This is a genomic window from Marinobacter sp. VGCF2001 (assembly GCF_049943275.1).
Taxonomy (GTDB): Bacteria; Pseudomonadota; Gammaproteobacteria; order Pseudomonadales; family Oleiphilaceae; genus Marinobacter.
Window position 1 is genome coordinate 65570 of record NZ_JBNFVX010000006.1, and the last position, 13031, is coordinate 78600.

Sequence of the window (13031 nt, forward strand, 5' to 3'; positions counted from 1 at the left end):
CGGGCTGAACGCGTTTTGTCAGGAGCCCCGCTCAGGCGGCTCCTGCATCCGCCACCTGTTTTGCCTGTACCGCCGTCAATGCGATGGTGAAGACAATATCCTCGACCAGAGCACCACGCGACAGATCGTTCACCGGTTTGCGAAGACCCTGAAGCATGGGGCCCACGCTAACCACGTTGGCACTGCGCTGCACCGCCTTGTAGGTGGTGTTACCGGTATTCAGATCCGGGAATATGAACACCGTGGCCTTGCCCGCCACCTGACTGTTCGGTGCCTTCGAGCGCGCAACGCTCTCAATGGCTGCGGCATCGTACTGCAGTGGACCATCGATCAGCAGGTCGGGACGACGCTCACGGGCAATGCGGGTTGCCTCGCGTACTTTCTCAACGTCCTGGCCGCTGCCGGATTCGCCGGTGCTGTAGCTGATCATGGCGACGATCGGCTCAATGCCGAACGCCTCGGCGGATTGCGCACTCTGTATGGCAATGTCAGCCAGCTCTTCGGCGTTCGGGTCCGGGTTGATGGCACAATCGCCATAAACCAACACCTGTTGCGGAAGCAGCATGAAAAACACCGAGGACACCACCTTGGCGTTGTCGTGTGTCTTTATCAATTGCAGAGCCGGGCGCACCGTATTTGCGGTGGTATGAATGGCTCCCGACACCAGGCCATCCGCGGCACCCTGTGCCACCATCATCGTGCCCAGTACCACGGTATCCTCGAGCATGGCTTCTGCCATGTCGGGGGCGAGCCCCTTGTGCTTTCGGAGCTCGACCATAGGAGCAACATAGTTCTGGCGCACGGACTGCGGGTCAATAACCTCCAGGTCATCCGGTAATTCAACACCCTGGGAGGCAGCCACGGAGCGAACCTCATCAGGATTACCGATCAATACACAGTGGGCCAGTTTACGCTGATGGCAGATAATGGCGGCCTGAACCGTTCTGGGTTCTGTGCCTTCAGGCAAGACAATGCGCTTGGCTGCCGATCTCGCTCTTTCAGAGAGCTGGTAACGGAACGCGGGCGGTGAAAGCCTGCGCTGCCTTTGTACTTTGAGATGCTGCTCCAGCCACCGGGTATCCACCCGGCGTGCCACGGCTTCCATCGCCTCTTCCACACGTTCGGGATCGTCGATGGGTATGGCGGGAGACAGATTTGCCAGCAGGTGAGCACTTTCGTAAGTGTTGGTTGTTGCGCTGAGTACGGGAAGGCCGGTATCCAGCGCCCGACGGCAGAGTTCGATTACCCGATTGTCCGGCATCAGGCCGCCGGTGAGCATCAAACCCGCCAGAGGAACCCCGTTCAGGGCGGCAACGGCCGTCGCCACCACGATATCTTCGCGATCTCCGGGTGTCACCATCAAGGTACCGGGCTTGAGAGTTTCCGTCATGTTGCGGATGGAGCGGGCACAGACAGATACCCGCTGCACGCGCCGGGTCTTCATCTGGCCCTCATGTAACACCGGCACTTCCAGTTCCCGGGCAACATCGGATACCCGGGGTGCGAGCAGTTGAGGTTGCCAGGGAATTTCGGCAAGCAACCGGAACCGGTTGTCGGTAAAGGCCCTGCAGGTGGAATGATAGTTTGTTTCTACTGCCTCGCTGGCCGGAGGATAATCCAGTGCCATGCCGGATTTCTGGGGCTCGCCAACCTTGTTAAGGATCACGGCAATAACGTCCGGGTCCGAAGGTGCGGCAAAGAGCCGGGCCGAGAAATCGAGTTCTTCGTCCAGTTCAGCAGAGGTGCAGTTTTTGGGCGTACTCACCAGCACGACCTCGGAGCCGAGGTTTCGGGCGACCTCCACGTTCAGGCGTGCAATATAGGCTTCGCTGCGATCCGGCACGAGGCCCTCAATGATCACGACGTCTACTTCGGTAGCGACTTTCTGGTATTCGCCCACAATGGTTTCCATCAGCAGGTCGGCTTTGCCGCGATTGAGCAACTGCTGAGCTTTTTTCAAAGGGACAGGATCGGGCGGTTGCAGGTGACTGCGGGCTCTGACAAAAGCCACTGAGGAATCCCGGCCGTCATTGTGAAGTGCTTCGCCCCGGTGTACGGACTGGCTGAAGGGCTTGTAAAAGCCGACACTGACACCTTCTCGCTCAAGGGCGCGAAGCAGGCCAAGACAAACGGAGGTCAAGCCTGAGTCAAGGGAAGTCGGGGCTATGAAAAGGCTTTTCGGCATGATGGTTCCAAATTTCATCCGTCGGGGTTTACGTGGCGGGCTGCTGCCAGGCGGTCTGCCTCGCGGGCAATAACCAGTTCCTCATTGGTGGGGATCACCAGCACCGGGTAGCGGGAGTCGGCGGTATTAATCCGCCCATCACTCCAGCGGCCGTGATTGCGGTTTAGATCCGGCTCCAGTTCGATGCCAAGCAACCGCAGATGTCTGGCCGTTTCCTGGCGGACTCGGGCACTGTTTTCCCCAATACCGCCTGTGAAAACCAGGGCGTCGAGTTGGCCAAGTGAGGCTGTCATAGCGCCGATGTAACGGGCAAGCCGGAAGCAGAATACGTCAATGGCCAGCCGGGATGGCTCGTGGCCATGGTCGGCAAGATCGCACAGGGTCCGCATATCGTTGGTCTGGCCAGAGAGCCCGAGCAGGCCACTGTCATTATTCAGCATTTTGTGGGTTTCGCTGGCACTGACACCTCTGGATGACAGGTAATCGAACACGCTGGGGTCGACATCGCCGCTCCGGGTGCCCATCACAAGTCCCTCGAGTGGAGTCAGGCCCATGCTGGTATCAACGCTGATTCCGTCGCGAATCGCGGTAATACTGCACCCATTGCCCAGGTGCGCTGAAATAATCGAGGTGGTGGCCGGCGTTTTGCCCAGTAGTCGAGCCGCCTGCTGGGCCATAAAGGCGTGGCTTGTGCCGTGGAAGCCGTAGCGGCGAACACCCCAATCCCGGTAGCAGTGTTCGGGCAGGGCATAGCGAAAGGCCCTGGGGGGAAGCGTTTGATGATAGGCGGTGTCAAATACTGCGACCTGGGGAACATCCGGGCATAGCGCTTTCATGGCTCTGATACCGGCCAGGTTTACGGGATTGTGCAGGGGAGCCAGGGCGGAGCAGTGTTCAATCGCGGCGATGGTTTCATCATCGATCAGCGAGGCTTCCCGGAAGGTTTCACCGCCGTGGACGACCCGGTGGCCAATGGCCGCAGGCTCACCGGTCATCAGCCCCCGGTCTTTGAAGGCATTGATCAGCGCGGCCAGCGCCTGTTCGTGATTGGCCCTGGCAGGCAGAGGGACGCTTGAGTCGTCTGCGCTGATACGGGCGAGCGCACCCGACTGATTCAGTCTTTCCGCCAGTGCTGAGGCTATTTTTTGATGATCGTGATCGAACAGGGCCAGTTTCAGTGATGAACTGCCGCAATTCACCACGAGAATAGAGTCGTCCATGGTGGTGCCGTGTTGTTTACCTGGAAAGGGCTCGATCGTTGGTTTCGAGCCAGTGAATGAAATCGGTTTCGGGCAGAGGCCGGCTGTAGAAGTAGCCCTGGGAAAAGTCGCAATGTTCGGCTTTCAGGAAATGGGTCTGCTGCTCTTCCTCGACGCCTTCGGCAACGACTTTGAGGCCCAGGCTGTGAGCCATGTTGATGATCGCCCGCACCAGCGAGGCGTCTTCGTTTTCCTTTAGCACATCCTGGATAAACGATTTATCGATCTTCAGGGTATCAAACGGGTAGCTCTTCAGGTAACTGAGCGCCGAGTAGCCAGTACCGAAGTCATCAACAGACAGAAGGATTCCGGCCCTGTCCAGTTGCTTCAGAATGTCGGCCGTTTCAATCGAGTTGTCGAGAATGAGGCGTTCGGTAATTTCCAGCTCAAGCAGGCCCGGCCGAAGCCCGGTTTCGTCAAGGATGCGCATGACTTTTTCGGTGAACGCCGGATCCCTGAACTGGCGGGGAGACACGTTGACCGCGATACTGATTTCCCGCCCCGTCATCGCCTGCCAGCTGCGCGCTGCCTTGCAGGCCTCGAGAACCGCCCATTCTCCGATTGGAATGATGAGCCCCGTTTCTTCGGCCAACGGGATGAAGCGGTCGGGCATGACCGTGCCCATCGCAGGATTATCCCATCGGATTAATGCTTCGGCTGCCACCAGTTGGCCACTTGCGGTATCCACGATCGGCTGGAAGTGAAGGCGGAATTCCTTCAGTTCCAGGGCCTTGCGCATATGGGATTCCATTTGCAGGCGTTCATGGGAAACCTCTGTCATTTCCGGCGTGAATCGGGCGTAGGAACTCTTGCCCTGATGCTTGGCCTCATACATGGCCGCATCCGCATGCTGGAGCAGGGTGCCACTGTTGTCCGAGTCGTTCGGGAAAGTGGCAATACCGATACTGGTAGTGACAAACACTTCCTGGCCGCTAAGCATAAAAGGCGTTGCGAAGGTTGTCAGAATGCGATCTGCAACCTGACAGGCCGCGTCCGGGCCTTTCAGCCCGGGAAGTACAACCAGAAACTCATCGCCACCCAGCCGCGCCACAGTGCTTGTGCCCCTCAGGCAGCTGGATATACGGCGTGCCGCTTCGATCAACAAAGTGTCGCCCGCGTCGTGACCGAGTGTGTCGTTGATATGCTTGAAATTGTCCAGGTCGAGAAACATGACGCCTACCTGGGTCTCGTCCCGTCTTGCCTGAGCCAGTGCCAGCTTGAGTCGGTCCAGAGCCAGCATCCGGTTGGGTAGCCCGGTCAGGATGTCGTAGTTTGCCTGTCGTAGCAGCTGCTGTTCGTATCGCTTACGGATACTGATGTCCTCACCCAGTATCAGGTAGCCCGTGGTTTCACCGCTGTTATCCTTGATTGGAGTGACTACCAGTTGTTCCCAATAGCGTTCCCCGTTTTTCCGACAGCTGTTGACTTCGCCTTGCCAGACGCCCACGCGCTGGACCTGGAGCCTGATTGACTTCCACAGTTGCCGGGCTTCATTGGATTCCACGCCCGGGTTTATAAGTGAGGAGGGCGGCTGGCCGGTAATGTCGGATGAGTTGTGACCTGTGAGTTGGCTGAACTTGCGATTGGCATATTCAATCCGCCATTGCCGGTCACAAATGATGACCGAGGAAGGGCTTTGGTCGATGGCTTTGGAGAACTTCCGGATTTCGGCTTCGTCCCGTTCTCTCCTGGCAACGTCATCGGTCAAGCGCTCACGCATCTGGTTGATGGCGTCGGTCACCATGCCCAGCTCGTCGCGCTGGTAGGCTGGCGTATTGGGGCGATTAAGCTCGAGTGGCCGGGACAGATTGCGCAGAGAGAGATCTCTCGTGTAATCCGCCATATCCGCAAGGTGGCGGGTAACCAGGTGCCGGAAGATCCATAACACCAGAATGGAGACAAACAGAACGGTCAGGAACTGGGTGGCAAGAATGTACCCCACCCGGCGACGAAGTTCGTCGTAAACCCGCTGAAGACTGGCTGTAATGGTCAGCTCGCCGAGCTGGAATTCGGTGTCGCCCTGGTAGGTCAGTCCGAATTGATGGGTCAGGGTATCGGCGCCCCTGGGTAAATCGCCCATCACGATCTCGGCATCGGGCTCGATACGGAGCCGGAGGTGTTCAATATCCGGCAGGCTGATGATGCCATCCATCTGGGTTTGCAAGTGCTTCTGGTCAAGTGCCCATAGACTCTGCGCCAGACTGGAGCTGTAGCCGGATTCGATGACCCGCAATCGCTGTTCGATTTTGGCGAGGTCCTCCCGGTAGTCGGAATAAATCTGGACCCCCGCAGCAAGCAGAGAGAAAGCAGAGCTGAACAGAAGGATCCATGCCACCAGCCGGAAGGAAAGAGGAGAAGCTGCACGAAAACGTTTTAAACGTGTGGCAAATTTTGGCATGTCGTTGATGTTGTGGCCATCCAAGGAAGTATCGGACATAACAATGGTCGTGGCGGTCCCTGACTTTATTGCCTTTTTCCCTGCTACGACTATAGCAGCAGTTTCTGGCAAATGCGCTGCAAACTCAGGATAAATCGAAAGAAATGGAGGATAGCATCTCAGTTTTACAATTGTTGCAATCCTGACAGGGGCTTGATGCAGATCAAGACGTTGTCCGAGCTCCGGGCGTAACCTGAGCTTAATCAAGTTTGACGTATGCAGGAGATCTGATTATGTATATGGACGCAGTGGTAATCGCAGGTATTTTGACAGTACTGCTTATGATTGGCTTTTTTGTGGGGGTCGGCATCTTCGTGATGAAGGATCAGAAGACGCACGGAACAAAGGGTGGCAAAAACCACCAGGGTGGTCACAGCGGATAACCGCTGTGAAGCTTTGAAATTGGCGTCCCCTAGGGGGTTCGAACCCCTGTTGCCGCCGTGAAAGGGCGGAGTCCTAGGCCACTAGACGAAGGGGACGCAACGTTTTCAAAGGCTTGCCTCGTCGAGGTGGCGCGTATATTAAGTAAGAGGCCGGAGGCTGTCAACGCTTTTTTTGAAAAAAATCAGTTTCCGGTACTTTCCCTCAGTGCGGCCTCCAGATCCGGGTATTGAAAGTCAAAACCCTCTTGCTGCAGCCTCTCCGGAACGGCTTTTTGCCCGGTCAGTAAAAGCCCCGCCATTTCCCCCAGTGCGAGTTTCAGGACAGGAGCCGGTGCCGGCAAGATAGCAGGGCGGTTCAGAACCCGGCCCAGAGTTCTGGTAAATTCGGCATTGGTTGCCGGATTCGGGCTCACCATGTTGTATGGCCCGCGTGCCGATGTCGTCTCAAGCATCCATAGCAGGCCGGACACCACATCTTCGCGGTGAACCCAGGGCATGAACTGCTCGCCGGAACCCAGTTTGCCGCCCAGCCCCATTTTGAAAGGCAACAGCATACGCTGCAGGAAGCCACCGTTTCGGCCGGCAACAACCCCGGTTCGGGACAGGCATACCCGAACACCATCAGATTCAAGCTTCAGGGCCTCTTCTTCCCAGTCGCGGCAGAGTCTGTGGGTGAATTCATCGTGGGGCCTGGTGTCCTCAGTTACCCGTTGGGCTCCCTGGTTGCCATAAAAGCCAACGGCTGAGCCGGAAACAAGTACTTCAGGCGCCCGCTGCCAGGTTTTGACCACGTCGACCAGTTCACGGGTGAGGTCAATGCGGCTGGCCCGAAGTTCTTTCTTGCGATTGTCGCTCCAACGCTTGTCGGCGATGCCTTCGCCGGCCAGATTAATGATGGCGTTGAATCCCGGGTGAGAACGCAGGTCGTTCAGGTCCTTGATAACGTCAACCCGCCCGCAAATCGCCCGCGCAGACTCGGGAGCCTGGCGGCTCAGGATCGTCAGGGCGTATCCACGCTCAATCAGTCTCCGGCACAGTATATGGCCGATAAATCCCGTGGCGCCTGTTACTAGCAGCTGTTTTTCCATGCTTCACCTCTTGCAAGCGCATCCTTTGGTAGCGAGAGTTCAGTTGGCAGACTTGCCCAGTTCCTCCTCAACCACATCCCGGATCGCCAGGCCCAGTTTGGGGTTCATCCCGATCGGGTCGGCGAGCCGAATGCTGACACCATGCTCTGCTTCCAGTTTTTCGATCATGGCCGGCACGTCCTTGCGGAGATGACGTCCGGCGGCGAGAAACAGAGGAATGATGGTGAAGTGCTCCGTGCCCTGGCGGCTACCATCTGCGATGATTGTGTCCAGTGAAGGCTCCGCCAGTTCCATATACGCGATGGCCGCGTTATCGATAGACTGAACCGTAGGTTCGGCCAGTCTCTCGAAGGTTTCACACCAGCGTGCATCGCTGCTTCCGTGTGCGAGAAGAATAATCTGGTGGTGCTGGGTCATAAAGGCTCCGAACTGGTCGTTTGTAGTGTGCCGGCCGTAGATTCAGCGGTAGCGGGTCGACAAAGTTGATCCTGACAGTAAATGTATCAGGGAGTGGCTAGATGTTCGATTGGAAAGAGCTTCTGGATTTCTGGTTCGGAAAATTGGATGAACACGGTCTACCCGATCGTGTTCATCGAAACCGATGGTTTCGCAGTGATCGGGCCTTCGATCAGGAAATTCGCCGTCGGTTCATGTCGTTGGTTCTGTTCGCCTCCGAGCAGGGGCTGGATCATTGGCGACAAGATGCCGGAGGGGCGCTTGCAGAGATTCTTCTCCTCGATCAGTTTACGCGCAACATATTCAGAGGAGGGGCTATGGCCTTTGAAAACGACAGGCAGGCAAGGCAGTTGTGTCGCAGCGCGATGAAGCTCGGGCAGGACCTTGAGCTGCCGCCTGTGCAGCGCGCCTTTCTCTATATGCCGCTGCAGCATTCCGAGAAGCTTGCCGATCAGGAGCTTTCGGTGGAGTGTTATCAGCAGTTGGAGGCATTAACCTCAGGCCCGTTGCGGGATTTCATCAGTAGCTTTTTCCAGTCGGCCTGCGATCATCGGGATATTGTTGTGCGTTTTGGTCGCTTCCCCCACCGCAATAAAGCCTTGAAAAGGCAGTCCGGGCCAGAGGAGATAGCCTACCTCGCCAATGGGCCTCGCTTTGGCCAGTAGTTGCAACGAAGTGCCGATTGGTTCAACGAAGCGGATTGGCGGTAATGGCAGACTTCCCGTCTACTAATAATAAAAACGCCAGTGGAGTGCCGATGCGATGTCATCTTCCAGTTCGTTGGTGAGCAGATGCCCGGAGGGCGGTCGAGTTATGCCGAGCAGCCGAGGCGCCGCCAGGCGCAATGCCAGAACTACGCGGGTAAAGAGCGAAGTGCGCCGCACCAGTATCCTGAAAGCCACCATTCGCGTGGCAGCCAGAGACGGGATAAAGGGTATAAAACACCGCTCAGTCGCCAGAGAAGCGGGTGTTCCTCTGGCGGCAACCACCTATTATTTCCGGGACATCAACGAACTGATCAGCGATGCCTTTACCCTCTACGCAAAGGAGGCGGGGGCCGAGTTGAAGGCTTTTCACGATACCCTGAATCTCGTTCTGGACGGTGTACCCCCGGAGCATCTGCGGCGGGGCTCCGAATTCCGCCCGGAATTGTGCCGGCGGCTTACCGACTTTGCCCGGGGCTGGATGCGGGAGCAGTTTACCCGCCGCCGGGAGCAGGTTCTGGCAGAGCAGGTGTTTGTGATGGAGGCGCTCAGAGATGATCGTCTCGCCAGGGTAGCGCGGCGTTACCGGCAGTCCTGGATTGATGGCCTGGAACAGTTGCTCACGCGCCTGGATTCACCGTGTCCGCGCCAGGACGGCTCGTTGATCGTAAACGTGGTGCTGGGCATGAGCTATGATCTGCTGCTGGAGGTTCCGGGGACTGAAGCCGAGGTGTTGAGTGCGTCGGTTGCCAGAATTGTGCAGCTTGCTCTGGGCGTAGAGCCGGAGGTGTCTTCATAGCCGGAGTGTTGGGACGGAATATTTTTAAAAGAAAGTGTTGACGGCCTGTCAGTTATCAGTAGAATACGCACCCGTTGTCAGGCAACGCCCGGCGACATTTAGCGGGAATAGCTCAGTTGGTAGAGCACAACCTTGCCAAGGTTGGGGTCGCGAGTTCGAATCTCGTTTCCCGCTCCAGAATTTTGAAACCCGGCCCATTGGCCGGGTTTCTTCGTTTTGGGCTCCCCGATTTCGCACACACCCCTGTCCCCGTCAGTTATACTCGGCAGCCATTCCCACGGTAACCCGGCAAACGATCAGAAGGCGGCGCGATGAAGGTGAAATCTCTGTGTATTTATCCGGTCAAATCGCTGGCGGGCATCGATGTGCCCCACTTCAGGCTTGACGATTTCGGCCCCCGGGGCGATCGCCGCTGGATGATTGTTGACGCAGACCATCGGTTCGTCACCCAGAGGCGCCAGCCGGTGTTGGCCAACGTTGCCACATCTCTGGTTAACGGCGAGGTGGGCATCCGTATACCTGGCGAGGGCGACTATGTGCTGGCAGCCGGAGACAAAAGGGTGGAGGTAACGGTCTGGCGTGATCAGGTGGCCGCAATCCTGGAGTCAGGGCCTGCAAGTGAGGCGTTGAGTCGCTACTGCGGTGAAGCGGTGCGGCTGGTTTATATGCCCGACGACTGTTTCCGGCGGGTGGACCCTGAGCGGGTCAGCGCAGAGCGTAGAGTTGGCTTCGCAGATGGCTTTCCGATCTTGCTGGTCAACCAGTCTTCCCTGGACGAGCTCAACTCAAGGCTCGAACATAAGGTCGATATGCGTCGTTTCCGGCCCAACATCGTTGTTGAGGGTGCGCCAGCGTGGGCTGAAGATGCTTGGGCCAGGGTCAGTGTCGGTGATGTCCGAATGAACCTCGTCAAGCCGTGTTCACGTTGCGTCATGACGACCGTCAATCCCGATACCGGAGAGAAGGACCCAGCCACCCAACCCCTCAAGACCCTTGCGGCTTATCGCAAAATGCAGGATGGCGTCATTTTCGGCCAGAACGCCGTTCATGAAAGGGCAGGGAGTATATCAGTGGGTGACTTGGTAATCGTTCCCGAGCAGGAGAATTAAGACAGTGCCATTGTTAACGCTTGATCGCATTTCGCTCGCCTATGGTATGCATCCGTTATTGGATGATGCCGGCCTTACCATTGAACCCGGGGAACGGGTTTGTTTGCTTGGGCGTAACGGTGAGGGTAAATCCACTCTGTTGAAGATCGTCAGCGGCGAAGTAACTCCGGATGGGGGCGTGGTGCGCCTTGACGATGGTGCCGTGCTGTCGGTTCTGCCTCAGAGCCTGCCTTCAGATGATACTCGCACCGCCTACGATGTCGTAGCCTCGGCTTTCCCTGAAACGGGCGACCTGCTGGCAGAATTTCATCATTTGTCCCAGCAAGCCGATGACGCCAGTCTTGAGCGCCTGATGAAAGTCCAGGAGCGGCTGGAATCCTTCGACGGATGGCGGCTTGATCAGAAGGTAACAACGATCCTGGGGCAGTATGGTGTCGATCCCGACCGGGTTCTGAATACGCTTTCCGGGGGGTGGCAAAGGCGCGTTCTGCTGGCGAGAGCACTGGTCGCCGAGCCCGACATCCTGTTGCTGGATGAGCCAACCAACCACCTGGATGTTCCTGCCATCGCCTGGCTCGAGGAAGCGCTCGCGCAGTTTCGTGGTGCGATGTTGTTCGTGAGTCATGACCGGGCCTTCATCCGCCGGATGGCGACCCGCGTGGTGGAATTGGATCGTGGGCAGTTGGTGAGTTTTGCCGCCTCCTATGACCGGTATCTGGAGTTGAAGGAAAAAGCTCTGGAGGAAGAAGAACGCCAGAATGCCCTCTTTGACAAACGGCTGAAGCAGGAAGAGGCGTGGATTCGTCAGGGTATCAAGGCCAGGCGAACCCGAAACATGGGCCGGGTGAGAGCGCTGAAATCCATGCGGGAAGAGCACCGTCAGCGGCGGACACGTGGCGGTACGGCAAGCTTTGCGGTAGAGCAGGCGGATATTTCCGGCAAGTTGGTTGTTGAAGCCAGGGGCGCGGGGTTTTCTTATGTGGACGGCGAGCCTGTGGTCCGTGATATGGATCTTACGATACTTCGCGGCGATAAAATCGGCCTGGTTGGGGAGAACGGAACCGGCAAGACAACCCTTGTGCGGCTGCTTTTAGGGGAGTTAAAGCCGACGGCAGGAAATATCCGGCTGGGAACCAATCTGCAGGTTGCCTATTTTGATCAGCTCCGTGGAGAGCTGGATCTCCAGCGCAATGCCCTTGATAACCTGGCGGAAGGCCGTGAATTCATCGATATCAATGGCCAGAGTAAGCATGTGCTCGGTTATTTGCAGGAATTTCTGTTCACTCCGGAACGGGCTCGTTCGCCTGTGCGCGTTTTCTCCGGTGGTGAGCGTGCCCGGCTGTTGCTGGCAAAGCTGTTCAGCAAGCCCGCCAACATACTGGTGCTGGACGAGCCCACCAATGACCTTGATGTTGAGACACTGGAATTACTGGAGGAGCAGCTTTCAGAGTTCAAGGGTACGGTTATCGTGATCAGTCACGACCGTGAATTTCTCGATAACGTGGTTACCGACACGATTTTCCTCGATGGCTCCGGAGCCGTGCTGGAGTACGTAGGAGGCTACACGGATTGGCGACGCCAGGGTGGCCGGTTTCCTTCTGAGGCATCCGGCAGCCGGCCGGACAAACAGGACAAGCGTGACAAGTCCGACAGATCAGTAAAAAAAGCTGAGCCTGAGGCTGCAACTGTGGGGCAGTCGGCAAAACCAAAGCCCGCAAAGCTGAGCTATAAGCTTAAACTTGAGCTGGAGCAATTGCCCGGAAAAATTGAAGACCTGGAGCAGAAGGTCGCGGCGCTTCAGGATAAGATTTCTGCGCCGGACTTTTATTCCGGCCCAGCGGACGATGTAGCAACCACTCTGGAGCAACTGGCGGAAACGGAATCGCGCCTGGAGCAGGTGATTGAGCGGTGGATGGAACTGGAGGAACAGGCGAATCAATGAAAATAAATTACAACTTCAACTTTCAGGACGGCCGCAATATCGAATTCAAGGTGACCGGTGAGGCCTCTCCAGCGCCGGCAGGGCAGTCTTTGCCTGCGTGGGTTCGCCTTGAGCACTGCCAGTGTTCCAACTGTCCGCTGAATGCCGGCGATACGCCGTACTGCCCGGCAGCGACTGAAATTCTGCCCGTGGTGGAGGCTTTTCAGGCGGACGATGCGTATCAGAAGGTGGAGGTGCTGGTCACCGATGAGCGCCGCTCCTATCTCAAGCAAACAACACTGGAAGAGTCTCTGCGTTCACTGCTGGGCTTGAAGATGGCGACCAGTGGCTGCCCTGTTTTATCCGAGCTCAAACCCATGGCGTTGCACCATTTACCGTTTGCCAACAGCGATGAATTTGTCATGCGCAGCGTTGGGTATTATCTGCTCCAGCAATTGTTTGCGAAGCGCAACCAGCAGGAAGCGGATTGGGAGTTGAAGGGGTTGGTGGAGCGTAACCAGCGGTTGCAGCTGGTGAATCAAGCCCTCTGGCAGCGTATTCACGCGGTTTGCAGGGGAGACAGTAACCTGAAAGCCCTGCTGAATTTTTTCTCTATGGCATCCAGTGTCAGTGTGTCGCTGGAAAGCCAGCTCAGAAAGCTGCAGGCAAGGATGAAAGGGGAGGCTTGAT

The 13031-nt window shown here is 57.1% G+C and carries 11 protein-coding genes and 2 tRNA genes; 7 read left to right on the forward strand and 6 right to left on the reverse strand.

Features of this window, described 5'->3' with window-relative positions; translation table 11 throughout:
- Window positions 1-31: 31 nt before the first annotated feature.
- From pta to ACP2AU_RS08430, 3 genes are read right to left on the reverse strand one after another with little or no spacing between them, the layout of a single operon-like run.
- Window positions 32-2185 carry a phosphate acetyltransferase gene (pta, locus tag ACP2AU_RS08420; protein WP_426375675.1) on the reverse strand — a complete coding sequence of 718 codons (2154 nt, stop codon included), beginning with the start codon at window positions 2183-2185 and terminating at the stop codon, window positions 32-34.
- Between the two features lie 14 nt (window positions 2186-2199).
- Complete coding sequence (locus tag ACP2AU_RS08425; RefSeq protein WP_426375676.1) at window positions 2200-3405, reverse strand: acetate/propionate family kinase; 1206 nt, start codon at window positions 3403-3405, stop codon at window positions 2200-2202.
- Window positions 3406-3421: 16 nt separating this feature from the next.
- On the reverse strand, window positions 3422-5842 hold the full coding sequence (locus ACP2AU_RS08430) for an EAL domain-containing protein (RefSeq protein ID WP_426375760.1): 2421 nt from the start codon (window positions 5840-5842) through the stop codon (window positions 3422-3424).
- A gap of 272 nt (window positions 5843-6114) precedes the next feature.
- On the opposite strand from ACP2AU_RS08430, the gene ccoM reads away from it, so the two are divergent.
- Window positions 6115-6264: a cytochrome c oxidase subunit CcoM gene (gene ccoM, locus ACP2AU_RS08435; RefSeq protein ID WP_426375677.1), complete on the forward strand. Its 150-nt coding sequence runs from the start codon at window positions 6115-6117 to the stop codon at window positions 6262-6264.
- Window positions 6265-6284: 20 nt separating this feature from the next.
- Here the strand turns inward: ccoM and ACP2AU_RS08440 are convergent.
- The 3 genes from ACP2AU_RS08440 to ACP2AU_RS08450 form a co-directional block, all read right to left on the reverse strand.
- Window positions 6285-6360: transfer RNA gene (locus tag ACP2AU_RS08440), tRNA-Glu, on the reverse strand.
- Between the two features lie 86 nt (window positions 6361-6446).
- The gene (locus tag ACP2AU_RS08445) at window positions 6447-7352 is read right to left on the reverse strand and encodes a TIGR01777 family oxidoreductase (RefSeq protein WP_426375678.1); all 906 of its coding nucleotides are present in this window, start codon (window positions 7350-7352) and stop codon (window positions 6447-6449) included.
- Window positions 7353-7391: 39 nt separating this feature from the next.
- Window positions 7392-7769: a sirohydrochlorin chelatase gene (locus ACP2AU_RS08450; RefSeq protein WP_426375679.1), complete on the reverse strand. Its 378-nt coding sequence runs from the start codon at window positions 7767-7769 to the stop codon at window positions 7392-7394.
- 101 nt (window positions 7770-7870) lie between these two features.
- Between ACP2AU_RS08450 and ACP2AU_RS08455 the strand changes: the two genes are divergently transcribed.
- The 6 genes from ACP2AU_RS08455 to ACP2AU_RS08480 all read left to right on the forward strand — a co-directional run bounded on the left by ACP2AU_RS08455 (window position 7871) and on the right by ACP2AU_RS08480 (window position 13030).
- Window positions 7871-8473, forward strand: a complete 603-nt coding sequence (locus ACP2AU_RS08455; protein ID WP_426375680.1) for a DUF924 family protein — start codon at window positions 7871-7873, stop codon at window positions 8471-8473.
- Window positions 8474-8621: 148 nt separating this feature from the next.
- Window positions 8622-9311 carry a TetR/AcrR family transcriptional regulator gene (locus ACP2AU_RS08460; protein ID WP_426375681.1) on the forward strand — a complete coding sequence of 230 codons (690 nt, stop codon included), beginning with the start codon at window positions 8622-8624 and terminating at the stop codon, window positions 9309-9311.
- Between the two features lie 101 nt (window positions 9312-9412).
- A tRNA-Gly gene (locus ACP2AU_RS08465) sits at window positions 9413-9488 on the forward strand.
- Window positions 9489-9622: 134 nt separating this feature from the next.
- A complete protein-coding gene (locus ACP2AU_RS08470; RefSeq protein ID WP_426375682.1) occupies window positions 9623-10420 on the forward strand; it encodes an MOSC domain-containing protein in 798 nt (265 codons plus the stop codon).
- Window positions 10421-10424: 4 nt separating this feature from the next.
- On the forward strand, window positions 10425-12362 hold the full coding sequence (locus ACP2AU_RS08475; RefSeq protein ID WP_426375683.1) for an ATP-binding cassette domain-containing protein: 1938 nt from the start codon (window positions 10425-10427) through the stop codon (window positions 12360-12362).
- Window positions 12359-13030 carry a DUF6901 family protein gene (locus ACP2AU_RS08480; RefSeq protein ID WP_426375684.1) on the forward strand — a complete coding sequence of 224 codons (672 nt, stop codon included), beginning with the start codon at window positions 12359-12361 and terminating at the stop codon, window positions 13028-13030. The genes ACP2AU_RS08475 and ACP2AU_RS08480 overlap by 4 nt, the downstream gene beginning before the upstream one ends.
- Window position 13031: the final 1 nt, after the last annotated feature.

Bases quoted from the DNA above. Each gene is read 5' to 3' on its own strand.
- ccoM (WP_426375677.1), top strand. From the start codon at position 6,115: ATGTATATGGACGCAGTGGTAATCGCAGGTATTTTGACAGTACTGCTT.
- ACP2AU_RS08470 (WP_426375682.1), top strand. From the start codon at position 9,623: ATGAAGGTGAAATCTCTGTGTATTTATCCGGTCAAATCGCTGGCGGGC.
- ACP2AU_RS08450 (WP_426375679.1), bottom strand. From the start codon at position 7,769: ATGACCCAGCACCACCAGATTATTCTTCTCGCACACGGAAGCAGCGAT.
- ACP2AU_RS08480 (WP_426375684.1), top strand. From the start codon at position 12,359: ATGAAAATAAATTACAACTTCAACTTTCAGGACGGCCGCAATATCGAA.
- ACP2AU_RS08455 (WP_426375680.1), top strand. From the start codon at position 7,871: ATGTTCGATTGGAAAGAGCTTCTGGATTTCTGGTTCGGAAAATTGGAT.
- pta (WP_426375675.1), bottom strand. From the start codon at position 2,185: ATGCCGAAAAGCCTTTTCATAGCCCCGACTTCCCTTGACTCAGGCTTG.
- ACP2AU_RS08430 (WP_426375760.1), bottom strand. From the start codon at position 5,842: ATGCCAAAATTTGCCACACGTTTAAAACGTTTTCGTGCAGCTTCTCCT.
- ACP2AU_RS08425 (WP_426375676.1), bottom strand. From the start codon at position 3,405: ATGGACGACTCTATTCTCGTGGTGAATTGCGGCAGTTCATCACTGAAA.
- ACP2AU_RS08445 (WP_426375678.1), bottom strand. From the start codon at position 7,352: ATGGAAAAACAGCTGCTAGTAACAGGCGCCACGGGATTTATCGGCCAT.
- ACP2AU_RS08460 (WP_426375681.1), top strand. From the start codon at position 8,622: ATGCCGAGCAGCCGAGGCGCCGCCAGGCGCAATGCCAGAACTACGCGG.